The sequence below is a fragment of the Micromonospora sp. NPDC049559 genome (genome assembly GCF_040676675.1).
Taxonomy (GTDB): Bacteria; Actinomycetota; Actinomycetes; order Mycobacteriales; family Micromonosporaceae; genus JBFAPK01.
In genome coordinates this window covers 48166-63762 of sequence record NZ_JBFAPK010000006.1, presented here as the reverse complement: position 1 = coordinate 63762, position 15597 = coordinate 48166, and the positions used below count along the sequence as shown (strand labels likewise).

The window sequence follows — 15597 nt, the reverse complement described above, 5'->3', positions numbered from 1 at the left end:
CGTCCGGGTCCGGCCCGACGGGGCCGGTCACGGTCGCAGGCGGGCGAAGAGGTGCAGCTGGGCGGCGATGTCCCGGTACGGCGGGAGCTGCGCGGCGGCGGCCTCCAGGTCGAGCAACGCCTGTGGGGCCTGCTCGGCGGCGGCGGCCGGGGCGAGGTCGGCGAAGACGCGTACCCCGTGGATCTGCTCGACCTCCAGCCCGGCGGCGCCGAGCAGCGCCGACGCGCCGGCGGCGTCGTAGCGGCGGCGCAGCGTGTCGCGGGCCCCGGCGCGGCCGGCGGCGTCGGCGAGCAGCGCGGCGGCGGCGTCGAGCGAGCCGTTCATCGCCCGGCTGAGCACCGCGGCGGCCCGGTTGGCCACCAGTACGCTGGCCGCGCCCGCCGGGCGCAGCGCGGTGGCGATGGCCGCGACCACCCGCGCCGGGTCGTCCACCACCTCCAGTACGGCGTGGCAGAGCACCAGGTCGGCGCTGGCCGGTTCGACGAGGTCGGCGAGCGCGTCGCCGTCGCCCTGCACCGCGCTGACCCGGGGGGCGACCCCGGCCTCGGCGGCCCGGCGGGTCAGCGCCGCGAGGGCGTCGGGGTTGGCGTCGACCACGGTCACCCGGTGACCCGCCTCGGCGAGCGGTACGGCGAACCCGCCGGTGCCGCCGCCCACGTCGAGTACGGCGAGTTCGCGCCCGGCGTGCCGGTCGAGTTCCCGGCGCAGCACGGCCCAGACCAGGGCGGTGCGCGGCGCGGTGTGCGGGCCGGCCGGGGGCCCGGACCGTGGGTGTGTTCGTTCCACCCGGACGAGCCTAGGGCATGTGCCGTCCTTCGCCGCCGGCCCGCCACTGGCCCGGCGCCGGCCCGCCACTGGCCCGGCATCGGCCCGGCGCGGGCCGGTCAGCGGAAGTCGCGGGAGGCGGGGCTGACCGGCGGGGTGATCGGATCGAGCCGGTCGGCGACCAGGTTGGTCACCCCCTCGTACCGCTCCAGCCGCCCGCGCACCACCAGCGCCGCGCTGGTCCGGGCGACCCTCCGGTAGCGCTGCCACAGCCCCGGTGAGCAGGTCACGTTGAGCATGCCGGTCTCGTCCTCCAGGTTGAGGAAGGTGACCCCGCCCGCGGTGCCGGGCCGCTGCCGGTGGGTGACGACGCCGCCGACCCGTACCCGCCGGCCGGGCTCGACCCGGGCGAGCCGGGCGATCGGTACCGCGCCGAGGGCGTCGAGCTGCTCGCGGACGAACTGGGCCGGGTGGCTCTCCGGCGACAGCCCGGTCGCCCAGACGTCGGCGACCAGCCGGTCCACCGCCTCCATGCCGGGCAGGGTGGGCGCGGCGGCGCCGGCGACGGTGCCGGGGAGCCGGTCCGGCCGCTCCTGCGCGGCGGCGCCGGCCGCCCAGAGCGCCTCCCGCCGGGTCAGCCCGAAGCAGGCGAACGCGTCGGCGGTCGCCAGCGCCTCCAGCTGCGCGGTGGTCAGCCCCACCCGGCGGGCCAGGTCCGGCATGTCCCGGTACGGCCCGCCGGAGGTCCGCTCGGCCTCGATCCGCTCGGCCAGTTCGGCGCCGACGGTACGGACGCTGGCCAGGCCGAGCCGCACCGCCGGGCCGCCCAGCCCCCAACGGTGCGGCGGCTCGCCCGGCGCGCTGCCCCACCGGGTCTGCGGGGTGGACTCCAGCACCGCCTTCGCGCCGCTGGCGTTGATGTCCGGGCGGCGTACCTCGACGCCGTGCCGGCGCGCGTCGTCGACCAGGGTCTGCGGCGAGTAGAAGCCCATCGGCTGGGCGTTGAGCAGCGCCGCGAGGAACGGGCCGGGGTGGTAGCGCTTGAGCCAGGAGCTGGCGTAGACCAGGTAGGCGAAGCTCATCGCGTGGCTCTCCGGGAAGCCGAAGCTGGCGAAGGCGGAGAGCTTGACGTACACGTCGTCGGCGACCTCGCCGGTGATGCCGCGCTCGGCCATGCCCGCGTAGAGCCGGTCCCGGATCCGCGCCATCCGCTCGGCCGAGCGCTTGGCGCCCATCGCCCGGCGCAGCTGGTCGGCGCCGGCCGCGTCGAAGCCGGCCAGGTCGATCGCGAGCTGCATCAACTGCTCCTGGAAGAGCGGCACGCCCAGCGTCTTCTCCAGCGCGTTGCGCATCAGTGGGTGCGGGTAGGTGACCGGCTCCTGGCCGTTGCGGCGCCGGATGTACGGGTGCACCGAACCGCCCTGGATCGGGCCGGGCCGGATCAGCGCCACCTCGACCACCAGGTCGTAGAACTCGCGCGGCTTGAGCCGGGGCAGGGTGGCCATCTGCGCCCGGCTCTCCACCTGGAACACCCCGACCGTGTCGGCCCGGCAGAGCATCTCGTAGACCTCGGGGTCGTCCAGGGACATCGAGCTGAGGTCGAGGGTGGACTCGATCATGTCGTACGCGTAGTGCAGCGCCGAGAGCATGCCGAGCCCGAGCAGGTCGAACTTGACCAGTCCGGCGTTGGCGCAGTCGTCCTTGTCCCACTGCAGCACGGTGCGCCCCGGCATCCGCCCCCACTCCACCGGGCAGACCTCGATCACCGGCCGGTCGCAGATCACCATCCCGCCCGAGTGGATGCCCAGGTGCCGGGGGAAGGTCTGCAACTCGTTGGCGTACGCGACGACGTGCTCGGGAATGTCGTCGACGTCCACGGCGGCCACGGTCCCCCACCGGTCGATCTGCTTGCTCCAGGCGTCCTGCTGCCCGGGTGAGAAGCCGAACGCCTTGGCGATGTCCCGCACCGCCGACCGGGGCCGGTACGAGATGACGTTGGCGACCTGGGCGGCGTGCTCGCGGCCGTACTTGTCGTAGACGTACTGGATCACCTCCTCCCGGCGGTCGGACTCGATGTCGACGTCGATGTCGGGCGGACCGTCCCGCTCGGGGGCGAGGAAGCGCTCGAAGAGGAGCTGGTGGCGGACCGCGTCGACGTTGGTGACCCGCAGCGCGTAGCAGACCGCCGAGTTGGCCGCCGAGCCCCGGCCCTGGCAGTAGATGTCCTCGCGCCGGCAGAACGTCACGATGTCGTAGACGACCAGGAAGTAGCCCGGGAAGCCCAGATCCTCGATCATCTTCAGCTCGTGGTCGAGCTGCCGGTACGCCTCCGGGTGCGCCTCGCGCGGACCGTAGCGCTCCAGCGCCCCGTCCATGGTCAGCCGGCGCAGCCAGCTCATCTCCGTGTGGCCGGGCGGCACCGGGTACGCGGGCAGCTCGGGGGCGACCAGTTGCAGGTCGAAGGCGAGTTCCGCGCCGAACTCGGCGGCCCGGGCCACCGCGCCGGGATAGGCGGCGAACCGGGCGGCCATCTCGGCGCCGCCGCGCAGGTGGGCGGTGGCCGCCGAGGGCAGCCAGCCGTCGATCTCGTCCAGGCTGCGCCGGGCCCGTACCGCCGCCAGCGCGGTCGCCAGTCGGCGCCGGGACGGGGCGGCGTAGTGCACGTTGTTGGTGGCGACCGTGGGCAGGCCGGCGCGGGCGGCCAGCTCGGCGAGCGCGTCGTTGCGGTCGCCGTCGGACGGGTCGCCGTGGTCGGTCAGCTCGACCGCCACGGTGTCGGGGCCGAAGAGCGCGGTCAGCCGGTCGAGTTCCCGGGCCGCCGCCTCGACCCCGTCGGTGAGCAGCGCCGCCGGTACCGGACCCTTGCGGCACCCGGTCAGCACCAGCACGTGGTCGCGCAGCTCCCCGGCGATCTCCTCCAGGTCGCCGTAGTCCGGGCGACCCTTCTCCCCGCCGCGCAGCTGGGCCCGCGCGATGGTCCGGCCGAGCCGGGCGTACCCCTCCGGGCCGTGGGCCAGGACGAGCAGGTGCCGTCCGAGCGGGTCCGGCTCACCGCCGCGCGGCTCGGCCGGCCGCCGGGGTGCCGGGTCAGGTGCCGGGTCGGGCCCCCGGGCGCTCTCCGGGCCGGAACCGGGCCGGTCCGGCGGGCTCAGCGACAGCTCGGCGCCGAAGATCGTGGGCAGCCGCAGCGCGCGGGCCGCCTCGGCGAACCGGACCACGCCGTAGTAGCCGTCGTGGTCGGTCAGCGCGAGCGCGGTCAGCCCCAACCGGGCCGCCTCCTCGGCCAACTCCTCCGGGTGGCTGGCGCCGTCGAGGAAGCTGAAGTTGCTGTGCGCGTGCAGCTCCGCGTACGGGACCGCGCCCTCGACCGGCTCGACCGGTCGCGCCGGGGTCGCGTACGGGGCACGGCTGCGGCTGCGGGGCGGGGACTCGGGCTCCTCCGCGAGCGGGTCCACCACGTGCAGGTGACCGCCGGGGCGGCCGGTGCCGGCCCGCCCCGAGAGCGTGTGTTCCAGCTCCGACCAGGACATCCGTGGGTTGTGGAAGCTCATCGCCGCACCCCGGTCCGGCCGGCCCGGGCCCGGCACTCCCGCGGCCGGCGCTCGCCCGGTCGGCGCTTCTCGGTCCGGCATGCCCGCGGCCGGCGCTCGCCCGGGCGGCGTTCCGCCCGGATGCGCTCAGTCATAGACCGCCTCCACCGACCACTGCCCCGCCGCGAGCGAGAGCAGCAGCGCGCCGCCGTCGGCGAGGCTGACCTGGAACCGGGCCCGCCGCCGCGCCTCGGCCGGCGCCCACCAGCGCTCGTCCACCGGCCACGGACCGGACCAGCCGACGATCGCCACCGGCGGCGCGGTGCCGATGGCGAGCCGGGCCGGGGCGGCGCTGACCTCCAGCCGCGCGCTGACCCGTACCGGCTCGCCGGAGCTGTCGTAGACGGCGGCCGGCAGCGGCGCCGGCAGCACCAGCGCGGGCGACGGCGGCGGGATCCGGCCGGGCCAGGGCGCCGTCGGGCGGGCCGGGGTGCGCTCGTCGCCCCAGGGCACCAGCCGGACCTGGTCCAACGGGGAGCGCCCGCCGCCGAGGACCGCGGTGACCACCGACTCCGGGCCGAGGATGCCCTGTACCCGGCTAAGCGCCCGGTGCGCCCGCTGCCGCTCCTCGCCGGTCTCGCCCCACAGCCCGGGCTGGAGGCCGGCGTGCGCGAGCACCCCCTCGGGGACCAGCCGGAGCCGGACGATTCCCGCGGTGGGGCGGGGCGGGACGCCGCGCACGTCGGCGCCCGGGCGCCGGTTGGTCCCGGTGAGCCAGCCGTCGAGCTGCCAGCGCACCCGGTCGGCGATCGCCGCCGCGGTGAGCAGCCCGTCGTGCCGCCAGACCCGGTGCAGCTCCTGCCCGTGCGCGGTGACCGCCTCGATGCCGAGGCGGGTGCAGGCCAGACCGTGTCCGGCGAGGGTGGCGTGCAGCCGCTCGGCGAGCGTCCGGGCGGCGAACGCGGCGGCGTCGACCCGGTCGAGCGGTTCGTCGTACGTCTCGGTCACCTCCAGGTCCGCCGGTGGGCGGCGGACCGCCAGCGGCCGGTGGTCGTGGCCGGCGGCCAGCCGGTGGGCCAGTGCCGCGTCGAAGCCGAACCGGGCCAGGACGTCCGCGGCGGGCAGCGCGGCGAAGTCGGCGAGGGTACGCAGCCCGAGCCGGCGGAGCAGGTCGGTCAGCGCCGGCCGGGCGAGCGCCTCGAGAGGCTGGCCGGCCAGGAACTCCGGCGTGCCGCCGGACGGGATGATCCGTCCGGTACGGGCGGCCAGCCCGGCGGCGAAGACCCCGTCGGCGACGCCGACCTGGCTCTCCACCGCGCACGCCTCGGCGATCTGCTCGACGATCCGCTCGGCGGCCTGCTCCTCGCCGCCGAAGTAGCGGGCCGGTCCCCGGGCGGCGAGCGCGGCGGCACCGGGCCGGGTCACCTCCACCCCGGCGACGACCGCCTCGATCGCGGCGACCACCGGCTCGAAGGCCCGGGTGTCGCGCCCCGGGTCGTACTCGATCGTGGTCAGCCGCGGGCAGCGCGCCTGCGCCTCGCGCTTGCGCAGCCCCCGGCGCACCCCGTCGCGGCGGGCCGCCTCGGAGCAGGCGACCACCCGGTTGGCGCGCAGTACGGCCACCGGCCCGGCGGCTGGCACCCCGTCGACGATCTCGGCGGCGAGCACCGGCCAGTCCGGGCACCAGACCACCAGCGTCCGTACCGGCGCCACCGCACACCCCCCTCGACCAGCGAATATGAGGATCTTAGAACGCGTGTTCGATTCGCGTTGCCCCGACCCGCCCGCCCGTGACGCCGGGGTGAGGCGGGCGGCGCGGGACGGGCGGGGGGCGGGCGCGACCGCCACCGCGACGGCGGGCGTGACGGCACCGCGACGGCGGGCGTGACGGCACCGCGACGGCGGGCGCGGCGGGCGGCGCGGCCCGTACCGTCGAATACGGTTGTGGTCCGGTTGTCCGGTTGGGATAGCGTGTCGCGCGTCTATGGGGAGGATCCCCAACAACCTTCGGGGGGAACTGACACGTGTCACGTTGGAAGAACGCCGCCGTCCTGACGGTCTCCGCCGGCACGGTGCTCGCGATGGCCGCCTGCGGCTCGACCACCGGCCCGTCGGACGCGCCGAAGCAGCCGACCGTGCTGCAGCTGCTCGCCAGCGACCTCAAGGGCTCGCTGCAGAAGACCATCGACGCCACCGACAAGGCCAACTCCGTGACCATGACCGCGGACGGCACGATGGCCGGCGAGAAACTCAAGATGCAGGGCGTCATGGACCTGGGCGACCCGCTCAAGGTCGAGATGACGGTGTCCGACCCGAGCGAGGGCCCGACCACCGTGCGGATCATCGGTACCGCCATCTACATCCAGGTACCCGAGGCCGACCGCAAGGAGATGGGCGGCAAGCCCTGGTTGAAGATGGACCTGGGCACGATCGGGGCGCAGGCGGGGATGGACTTCACCAAGCAGTTCGAGGACATCGACCCGACCAAGCAGGTCAGGACGCTGCTCGCCAGCGAGGGGGTCACCGTCGTCGGTGAGGAGACGGTGAACGGGGCGAAGACGGTCCACTACACCGTCACCAGCCCGGTGGGCACGTACCTGGGGCAGGTCGACGCCACCATGCGCAAGCAGGTCGAGGAGCAGCTGACCAAGAACGGCGTCAAGGAGGTCAAGATCGACCTCTGGGTCGACGAGCAGTACCAGCCTCGTCGGGTGCACATGGTCATGGGCACCATGAGCGACCTGACCGTCGACTACACCGACTACGGCAAGCCGGTGACCGTCGCGGCACCGGCCGCGGCGGAGACCACCGACTTCGCCGAGATGTTGAAGGGCCTCAAGCTCCCCACCGGGAGCTGACGCACGGAGCTCCACCGTCGTTTCGCCCGTCCGGGTCCACCGGGCGGGCGGAACGCGCGTCGAGGGCCGGTGCGTCAGCCGACCTGGAACGGACGCATCGTCTCGTTGCCCTCGCGTTCGAGCATGTGGCAGTGCCACGCGATCTATCCGGTCTTGGATTGCGCCGACCCGTCGCGTCGGCTACGCGGGCTTCCCCCGTGCCCGGGGATTCCGGGATCGGGGGATGTCAGTACCGGGGATCCCAGCCGTCGCCGCCGGCCAGGTACCGCCGGACCGTGTGGTCGGGCGCCTGGGCGTCGGGCAGTTGCGGCCGGTCGCTCGTGACCGTGGCACCGGCCCCGGTGTTGCGGTACTCGGCGAACCGGGCGTCCCGCCACGAGAAGCCGGACATGTCGGTCCAGGGGGCGCCCTTGATGTGGGCGGCCAGCACGGAGTTCCGGAACAGCACCTGGGCGATCGCGTTCACGTCGCCGCCGGGATGCCAGGGCCGGCCCAGGTACACGCTCCCGGCGGAGGTGCCCGGGGCCGCGGTGAGCCGGCAGCGGGTGAAGAGGAAGCCGTACGGGTTGGCGATGCTGGTCGACGCCGCGGTCACGTACCCGTTGTTGCTGGACGAGCCCCGGTTCAACGAGCGGATCTCGCACCGGTCGAAGACCGCGGTGCCGCGCCCGAAGACGAAGTCGACGTCGCCCTCGACGTAGCAGCGACGGTAGTAGGACCGGCTCACGGTGCCGGCGTCCGGGCTGCTCGGCTGGAGGGTGTCCTGGTTGCCGAGGAAACGCACGTTGTCGAAGACCAGCCGGTCGCCCCGCGTGGTGACCGCGACCGCCTGTTCCGCCGCGTAGTCGTGGGCCGCCTCGTCGAAGGAGTTCGCGAAGGTCAGGTTCCGCGCGGTGAAGTCGTCGCCGTCGATGAAGACCGTCGAGCTGCCGGTCGTGCCGTAGGTACCACTGCCGTCCGGCCTGGGCGTACCGCTGGCGTTGTCGTACGTGATCACGACGTCCGCCGCGTTCCCGCTGGTACCGACGAAGGAGACGAAGGGCTTGTCCGAGGGGACGGTGAGGAGTTCCCGGTACGTGCCCGGCCGGATGTTGATGGTCCAGCGCCGGGTGTTGCCGGTGGGTACGGCGTTCACGGCCGCCTGAACGGTGGTGAACTGGCCGCTGCCGTCCGCGGCGACCAGGAGCGTCCGGCCGGCCGGGAGCGCGGATGCCGGCGGCGCGCCGGCGATCGCCAGCGTCGCCGCGAGACCGGCCAGGGCCGCGCCGAGGAGTTCGGGGATGCGCGCCGGCGGGCCGGGGCGACGTCGACGGCCACGCTGCGAACCCAGCATGCGGTTACCCCTTCCGGTCGTCGAGACGACGAGGCGGCGGCGACAGAGCAAGGAAAGCGCTTTCTCGCTCGAAGCTATGCCCGGCCGGGTTCCGGAGTCAAGAGACAATCATCGATTCACATGGCCGGCGGAGAGGGACACGCGGTGGAAGCGGCTTACGCTCCGGCAAGGCCGTGTCCTGCCCATCATGTCGAGCCGGGGCGGGATCGACAGGACGGGGCCTACTCGCCGACGAGGGTGAGCGAGGTCCGGTGCCCGGTCGCCGCCGCGCCCGCCGGGCCCGGCGGGGTGGCCCCCGCCCGCGCCGGCCGATCGCCGGGCATCCAGACCCGGACCTCCTTGGGGCGCGACGCCGCGCCACGCCCCCGGGCGGAGACGGTCACCTCGCGCCGGCGCAGCCGGCCCCGCCCCTGGCCGAGCCCCTCCCAGACGCCACGCATCACCCGCAGCGTCACGTCGGCCCCGTCCCACTGTCCGTAGGGGACGAGCACGCTGCCGCGCTGCCTGGCCCGGGCGGCCAGCCGGCTGGCGATCGAGGCGCTCACCGTCCCCGGTACGGCCACGACGACGACGTCGACCCCGTCGATCAGGGCGGCGACGACGGTGGCCCACTCCGGGCCGGGATGCGGTACGAGGGCGAGCCGGTCCAGGGCGATGCCGACCTCTGCGGCGGCGGCCGGTCCCAGGGTGGGTACGCCCACCACCGCGCACCACGATCCGGCGCGGGACGCCTCGGCGAGCAGCGCGAGCACCAGCGAGGTACCGCCGCTGGGCGCCGGACGGCCGGCGGCAACCGCGATGGTGCTTCCCCGGCGCAGCCCTCGGCCGGGGAGCAGCCCGGTCAACTCGGGCAGTACCGGCAGCATCCGATGGGCTGCGGCCGGATCGGGGGCGGTCGCGGGGCGGACCAGGCCGGCCAGCGCGGTGGAGCCGACCACCATCCGGCCCGCCATGTCGTACTCCCCCGTCCCCGTTGTCGAGTTGCTGTTGCGACACCTCCGGCTCGGCGCCGCCGGTCGGGGCGGCCCGACCGGGCGCCTCTCAGGCGGCGGCGAGCCCGTCGAGCGGGGGTTGGTGGGACACGCCGAGCGCCACCTCGATCACCGCTACGAACTGTTCGGCCGCGCGCAGCAGGTCGTCGGCCTCCCGGGCGGTCACCACCCGGGGGATGCCCGCCTCGGCGGCGGCCCGCTTGGTCGCGCCGGTGGCGAAGAAGTTGGCCCACTCGCCCAGTTCCGGGGCGACGAGGACGAGCAGCGCCCAGACGCTGGTGACCCGGTTGCGACGGGTGGGCGCGGGGCGGGCCCGGGCGGCGAGCATCGCCGCGGCCGCGCGCAGGGCGGCCAGGTGGGCCGCCGCGTAACGCAGGCCGTCGGGGCGGGTCTGGGCGGCCTCCGCCAACCCGCGCCGGGCGATCATGAGTAGCTGGGCGGGGGTGCGGTGCGGCAGCATGTGCGCCGGCACCGTGGGTACCTGAGCCGGATTGGTCGGCATGGGACGGTCTCCTCCGCGTCGCCAACTTTCACCCGCGCCACCCCGGGCCGACCGGGCGAAGACGCGTTCGTTGCGGTTGTTCACGTGGCCGCTGCGGAGGAAGACGCACCGGGTGTGTCGCCGGCCGGATGTGGACGCTTCCCCACACCACACCCGGCCGGCCGAACCGGCGGGTCCGTCGTCCGCCGCCCGGGGGTCGTGGGCGGCGGACGACGGTCCTGCCTGATGGGGCCCGGGCTCGCGACTGCCCGGGGCCCGCGCGGTCCGCGGAACCGCGCCGGAGGAGTAGAGCCGCGAAACACCACCCCTCGCCCGTTGGAACGAACGTTCGAGCCAATCGAACACGCGTTCTAACTAGTGGAGAGACTACACCCCGCCCCCGACGAAAGTGCAACACCACGAGAGAACCGAGCTTCGATTTCCCGCCCCCCGGGGCGCGACTCGCCCGGCTCGGGAGGATCTGCCGGAAAAATCCTCGGCCGGTGCGATCTTGACTGGCGACCGGAGATCCGGTATCCGACCCCTCGACCGTCCACCGGCGGGCGGGTCGAGGAGTCGGAGGGTCGGCGGAGGGTCGGAGGGTCGGCGGATGGTCGAGGGGTCGGAGGGTCGGCGGACGGCGGGGCCGGCGAGTCGACACACGACGGAGTCGGCAGACGGCGGAATCCGCAGACAGCGGGATCGGCAGACGGCGGGATCGGCAGACGGCGGGATCGGCAGGCGGCGGGCGTGCTACGCCGCGCCGGGCAGCGCCGGGTCCGGGTCGGTGACGTCGGCGAAGGTGGCGTCCAGGGCCGCCGCCGCCTCGTCGGCCGCCACCTCGATGGCGACACCCCGCTCGCCGGCGCCGAGGCCGATGCGCCGGCCGCGCAGCCGCTCGTCGACGACGACCGGCCACGCCCGGGTCGACCCGAACGGCGTGATGGTGCCCCGCTCGTAGCCGGTGACCTCCTTGGCCGTACCGGCGTCCGGCATCGACAGCCGGTTGACGCCGAGCAGGCCGCGCAGCTTCGGCCAGGAGATCACCCGGTCGCCGGGTACGAGCACGAAGACGAACTGGTCCTCGGCCCGGCGTACCACGATGGTCTTCACCACGTCGCGGACCTCGACGCCGCGGACGGCGGCGGCCTCGGCCACGCTCCCCACCGGGCCGTGGCGGATCACGCGGTGCGCGATCCCGGCGGCGGAGACGGCGGCCAGCGCGGATCCGGACATGTGATCAGCGTACCCAGCGGGCCGTCGCGCCGATCGGGGACGACCCGGCCGGCTCAGTGGCTGACCCGGGCGGTCTCCCGGCGGACCCGGAGCGCGTCGAGCAACAGGCCGGTCGCGAACGCCGCACCCGCCCCCTCGCCGGCCCGGATCCGCAGGTCCAGCAGGGGTTCCAGGCCCAGGTGGGTCAGCAGGGCGGCGTGGCCGCGCTCCCGGCTGCGCTGCCCGGCGACGAGGTACGCCTGGACGGCCGGTTCGAGGGTCACCGCGAGCAGGGCCGCGACGCTGGTGGCGAAGCCGTCCAGGACGACCATCCCCCGGGCCCGCGCCGCACCGAGGACCACGCCGGTGAGCAGCGCGAACTCCGGCCCGCCGAGCTCGGCGAGGGCTGCCGCAGGATCGCGGGCCACCGTCGGCCGGGCCGCCCGTGCCCGCCGCAGCGCCCCGGTCACCACCTCGACCTTCCGCGCCACGATCCCGCTGTCCGCGCCGGCACCCACGCCGACCATCGCGGCCGGCTCGGCGTCGAGCAGCAGGCAGGCGAGCGCCGCCGCGACCGTGGTGTTGCCGATCCCGATCTCGCCGAGGGCGAGCAGCCCGGCGCGGGTGGCCAGCCCGGTCGCCAGCTCGGCGCCGCGCGTCAGCAGGCCGGCCACGTCGGCGTCCGCCAGGGCCGGGCCGGTGAGCAGGTCGCCGCGTGGTCCGGCCGGTCGCAGCGCGACGGCGCCCGGTACCGGTGGGCCGTCAACGCCGACGTCCACCACCACCGAGCCGAGCCCGGCCGCGCGCGCCGCCGTCGTACCGAGCGCCTCCCCGGCGACCGCGGCCCGGGTGACGTCCCGGGTCACGCCCGGTTCGAACGCGGAGACCCCCAGCGCGGCGACCGGATGGTCGGCCGCGGCGACCAGCAGCGTCGCCGTGCGGAGGTCGCCGTGGCCGGCGGCCACGATCCGGTCCACCGCCCGGTCCAGCACGCCCAGCGAGCCCGGCGGCGACAGCAGCCGGTCGGCCCCGTCCCGGGCGGCGACGACGGCGGCCGGGTCCGGCGCGCGCAGCGGCGACGGATCGGCCGACGGCGGCTCGGCGGGCGCGGCCGGTCCGGGTACGCGCAGCCGCGACTCGGGCGGCGGCGGCGCCCCGCCCGACCAGCGCTCCTCGACGACCACGTCGGCCAGCGGCAGGCGCCGGGACCAGCCGGCCCGTTCCAGTCCGGGCGCGGGCGGGCGCTCGTCCGGCCAGCCGAGGCAGAGCCAGCCGAGCGTGACCACGCCGTCGGGCAGGTCGAGCAGCTCGGCCAGGTCCTCGGGGCGGAACAGCGTCACCCAGCCCAGACCGAGCCCTTCCGCGCGGGCGGCGAGCCAGAGGTTCTGGATCGCGCACGCGCAGGACCAGAGGTCGGCGTCGGGGAAGGTGGCCCGGCCCAGCACCCCGGCGGCCGGGGTGCGCCGGTCGCAGCAGACCACCACCGCCAGCGGCGCCTCGCGGATCCCCTCCAGCTGGAGGTCCAGCAGGCGGCGGGCGGACTCCGGGTCGAGCTGCTCGGCCTGCCGGTGCCGTTCCCGGTCGGCCAGTACGGCGGCCCGTTCCCGGGTCCCCGCCGCGCGCACCACGACGAACCGCCACGGCTGGCTGTGCCCGACCGACGGGGCGTGGTGCGCCGCGGTCAGCACCCGCCGCAGCACCTCGTCCGGCACCGGGTCGGGCCGGAACCGCCGGACGTCCCGGCGCGCGTCGATCGCCTCGTACAGCCCGTCGCGCACGGCCGGTGGCAGCGCCCAGCCGGTCGGGTCGGCGGCCCGCTGGGTCGCCGAGCTCGGGTCGCCGATCACCGGCACCGGACGGGGCCACGCGCTCATGCCGTTCCTCTCTGCCGCACCGGCGGCGGTAGCGAGGCCGCCGTCAGCGCACCATATCCTCGGTCCCGACCGTCGATTCCCGCCGGGTGGTAACGGCCGCAGCCGTCGTCGCTCCTGACTTGGGCACCGGTAACCTGTGGCCGTGACGACTCGCAGACCTGCCCTCGGCGTGCTGATGGTGATCCTTTCCGGGGCCCTGTTCGCCGTCAACGGCACCGTCTCCAAGCTGGTACTGCGGGCCGGCATCGAGTCGCCGCAGCTCACCCTGATCCGCGCCACCGGCGCCTTCGCCGGGCTGCTCCTGGTGAGCCTGCTGGTGCGCCCCGGTCCCCGCCGGCTGCGAGTCACGCCCCGGCAGCTGCCGCTGCTGATCGCGTACGGGCTGACCGGGTTCTTCCTCACCCCCATGCTGTACTTCTCGGCGATCTCCCGGTTGCCGGTCGGGATCGCGCTGCTCTTCGAGTACATGGCGCCGCTGCTGGTGGCGCTCTGGGCCCGCTTCGGGCAGCGCCAGCGGGTACGTCCGCGCCTCTGGGTCGGCCTGGCGCTCAGCCTGGCCGGGCTGGGCTGCGTCGCCGAGGTCTGGGGCGAGCTCAAGCTCGACGGCCTCGGGGTGCTCGCCGGCTGCGGCGCGGCCGCCTTCCTCACGCTCTACTACCTGTTCGGCGCGCGCGGCGTGGCGCAGCGGGACACCCTGTCGCTGACCACCTGGGCGTTCGGGGCCGCCGCCGTCGCGGGCATGCTGACCCGGCTGGCCACGGCCGGCACCGGCGGCTGGGCGCCGCTGGGCGGCAGTAGCGACGGGATACCCGTCGCGCTGCTCTGCGGGTACGTCGTGGTGCTCGGCTCGATCGTGCCGTTCCTGCTGGTGGCCGCCGCCCAGCGGCACCTTCCGGCGACCAGCGTCGGGATCGTCGGCATGGTGGAGCCGGTCTTCGCCTCGGCCATCGCCTGGGCCGTGCTGGGCTCCGGCGAGGCGCTCAACGCCGCCCAGCTCGCCGGCGGAGCGCTGGTCCTCGTCGGGGTGATGCTGGCCGAGACCGCCCGGATCGCCGACCCGGTCGATCATGGAGTTGTGGTCGGAACAAAGGCTGACGCACAGGACATAGCGGTAGGCACCCATCCATGATCGGCGGGGAGTCCGATCGACGGCGGGTCGATATGCGGACCGGGTCGCCGGGGCGGACCGGCGGCGGGGAAGATGGGCGCATGCAGCCACATCCGAACGTACGGGCGGTGCAGGAGACGCTCGACGGCGCGCAGGCCCTCGACGGCGCCGGCCAGCCGGCGCGGGTGCGGATCCTCCCCGACGCGGTGCACACCGCCGCCGCGGCGGCGACCGCGCTCGGGGTGGAGGTGGGGCAGATCGCCAACTCACTGATCTTCGACGCGGACGGCGAGCCGCTGCTGGTGCTCACCTCCGGCGCGCACCGGGTGGACGCGCCGCACCTGGCCAGCACGCTCGGCCTGACCACGCTCAGGCGGGCCACCCCGGAGTTCGTCCGGGAACACACCGGCCAGCCGATCGGCGGCGTCGCCCCGATCGGGCATCCGGCGCCGGTACGCACCGTGGTCGACACCGCGCTCGCCCGCTACGACGAGATCTGGGCCGCCGGCGGCGTGCCCCGGGCGGTCTTCCCGATCACCTACTCCGAGCTGGTCCGGATCACCGCCGGCATGCCGGCGGAGGTGGCGTGACCGGGCGCGGGTGAGACCCGAACTGGTCACCCTGCACGTCTGGCGGATCGCGCCGGGCGCGCTACCCCGCGCCCTGGTCCGGATGGCCGTCGACCGGCGCCGGCTGCGCGCCGTCCCGGGCGTGCGCTTCGCCAAGCTGCTCGGTACCGGCACCGGAACCGGCTTCGGGCCGGGCGACGTGGACCCGACCCGCTGGGCGGCGCTGGTGGTCTGGTCCGACCCGGCGCGCGCCGCGGCCTTCGAGCACGGCCCCGTCGGGCGCGCCTGGCGGCGCCTGGCCCGCGACAGCGTCCGGCTCGACCTGCGCCCGCTGGCCAGCCGGGGCCGCTGGGCCGGGGTCGAGCCGTTCGGCCCGCCGGCACCCCGGGCGCGACCGGCGGGCGCTCCGGCGCCCGGGTGGGTTGACGGGCCGGGGCATCCGTCGGTCGGCGCCCCGGGGGCGGAGCCCGCCGACGGGCCGGACCCGGCAGGGGCCGACGCCGCCAGGGCGCCCGTGCTCGCGTTGACCCGGGCCCGGCTGCGCCCGAGCCGCGCGCCGCGCTTCTGGCGCGCCGTCCCGCCGGTCGCCGCCGCCCTGACCGACGCGCCGGGGCTGCTCACCCGGTTCGGCATCGGTGAGGCGCCGTTGGGTTGGCAGGGCACGGTCAGCGTGTGGCGCAACGCGACGGATCTGGTCCGGTTCGCGTACCGTCACCCGGAGCACCGCGCCGCGATCATGCGTACCCCGGTGGACCGGTGGTACGCCGAGGAGCTCTTCGCGCGGTTCGAGGTGCGCGCGGTGCTCGGTGACCGGTCGGTGCTCGGCTGGGTCGGGGACGATGGTGGCCGGGACGACGAGGGCCGCGGCGACG

Annotated in this window: 11 protein-coding genes and 1 pseudogene; 4 read left to right on the top strand and 8 right to left on the bottom strand. The window is 75.6% G+C overall.

Annotated features, from left to right (window positions below):
- Nucleotides 1-27: 27 nt before the first annotated feature.
- From AB0J86_RS10280 to AB0J86_RS10270, 3 genes are all read right to left on the bottom strand, one after another.
- On the bottom strand, nt 28-786 hold the full coding sequence (locus AB0J86_RS10280; protein WP_363855543.1) for a methyltransferase domain-containing protein: 759 nt from the start codon (nt 784-786) through the stop codon (nt 28-30).
- A gap of 98 nt (nt 787-884) precedes the next feature.
- Nucleotides 885-4316, bottom strand: coding sequence for an error-prone DNA polymerase (locus AB0J86_RS10275; protein WP_363855540.1), 3432 nt, complete (start codon nt 4314-4316; stop codon nt 885-887).
- Nucleotides 4317-4442: 126 nt separating this feature from the next.
- On the bottom strand, nt 4443-6008 hold the full coding sequence (locus tag AB0J86_RS10270) for a DNA polymerase Y family protein (RefSeq protein WP_363855537.1): 1566 nt from the start codon (nt 6006-6008) through the stop codon (nt 4443-4445).
- Nucleotides 6009-6319: 311 nt separating this feature from the next.
- On the opposite strand from AB0J86_RS10270, the gene AB0J86_RS10265 reads away from it, so the two are divergent.
- Nucleotides 6320-7153, top strand: a complete 834-nt coding sequence (locus AB0J86_RS10265; protein ID WP_363855534.1) for an LppX_LprAFG lipoprotein — start codon at nt 6320-6322, stop codon at nt 7151-7153.
- 226 nt (nt 7154-7379) lie between these two features.
- Here the strand turns inward: AB0J86_RS10265 and AB0J86_RS10260 are convergent, their stop codons facing one another.
- From AB0J86_RS10260 to bluB, 5 genes are all read right to left on the bottom strand, one after another.
- Nucleotides 7380-8486, bottom strand: coding sequence for a pectinesterase family protein (locus tag AB0J86_RS10260; protein ID WP_363855531.1), 1107 nt, complete (start codon nt 8484-8486; stop codon nt 7380-7382).
- Nucleotides 8487-8707: 221 nt separating this feature from the next.
- A complete protein-coding gene (locus tag AB0J86_RS10255; RefSeq protein ID WP_363855528.1) occupies nt 8708-9439 on the bottom strand; it encodes a hypothetical protein in 732 nt (243 codons plus the stop codon).
- A gap of 88 nt (nt 9440-9527) precedes the next feature.
- Entirely contained in the window at nt 9528-9980 is a 453-nt protein-coding gene (locus AB0J86_RS10250; RefSeq protein ID WP_363855525.1) for an SAV_6107 family HEPN domain-containing protein, read from the bottom strand.
- Between the two features lie 732 nt (nt 9981-10712).
- Nucleotides 10713-11195, bottom strand: a complete 483-nt coding sequence (locus AB0J86_RS10245; protein WP_363855522.1) for a YbaK/EbsC family protein — start codon at nt 11193-11195, stop codon at nt 10713-10715.
- A 53-nt stretch (nt 11196-11248) separates the two neighbouring features.
- Nucleotides 11249-13048, bottom strand: coding sequence for a 5,6-dimethylbenzimidazole synthase (gene bluB, locus AB0J86_RS10240; RefSeq protein ID WP_363855519.1), 1800 nt, complete (start codon nt 13046-13048; stop codon nt 11249-11251).
- Between the two features lie 142 nt (nt 13049-13190).
- On the opposite strand from bluB, the gene AB0J86_RS10235 reads away from it, so the two are divergent.
- From AB0J86_RS10235 to AB0J86_RS10225, 3 genes and pseudogenes are all read left to right on the top strand, one after another.
- Nucleotides 13191-14177: an EamA family transporter gene (locus AB0J86_RS10235; protein WP_363855516.1), complete on the top strand. Its 987-nt coding sequence runs from the start codon at nt 13191-13193 to the stop codon at nt 14175-14177.
- Nucleotides 14178-14257: 80 nt separating this feature from the next.
- The gene (locus tag AB0J86_RS10230) at nt 14258-14746 is read left to right on the top strand and encodes a YbaK/EbsC family protein (RefSeq protein ID WP_363855513.1); all 489 of its coding nucleotides are present in this window, start codon (nt 14258-14260) and stop codon (nt 14744-14746) included.
- Between the two features lie 10 nt (nt 14747-14756).
- Nucleotides 14757-15554: pseudogene (locus AB0J86_RS10225) on the top strand (hypothetical protein); the annotation flags it as partial.
- Nucleotides 15555-15597: the final 43 nt, after the last annotated feature.

What these genes read in the sequence shown, in the direction of transcription:
- AB0J86_RS10275 (WP_363855540.1), bottom strand. Translation starts at nt 4,316, where the DNA reads ATGAGCTTCCACAACCCACGGATGTCCTGGTCGGAGCTGGAACACACG.
- AB0J86_RS10260 (WP_363855531.1), bottom strand. Translation starts at nt 8,486, where the DNA reads ATGCTGGGTTCGCAGCGTGGCCGTCGACGTCGCCCCGGCCCGCCGGCG.
- AB0J86_RS10255 (WP_363855528.1), bottom strand. Translation starts at nt 9,439, where the DNA reads ATGGCGGGCCGGATGGTGGTCGGCTCCACCGCGCTGGCCGGCCTGGTC.
- AB0J86_RS10250 (WP_363855525.1), bottom strand. Translation starts at nt 9,980, where the DNA reads ATGCCGACCAATCCGGCTCAGGTACCCACGGTGCCGGCGCACATGCTG.
- AB0J86_RS10245 (WP_363855522.1), bottom strand. Translation starts at nt 11,195, where the DNA reads ATGTCCGGATCCGCGCTGGCCGCCGTCTCCGCCGCCGGGATCGCGCAC.
- bluB (WP_363855519.1), bottom strand. Translation starts at nt 13,048, where the DNA reads ATGAGCGCGTGGCCCCGTCCGGTGCCGGTGATCGGCGACCCGAGCTCG.
- AB0J86_RS10230 (WP_363855513.1), top strand. Translation starts at nt 14,258, where the DNA reads ATGCAGCCACATCCGAACGTACGGGCGGTGCAGGAGACGCTCGACGGC.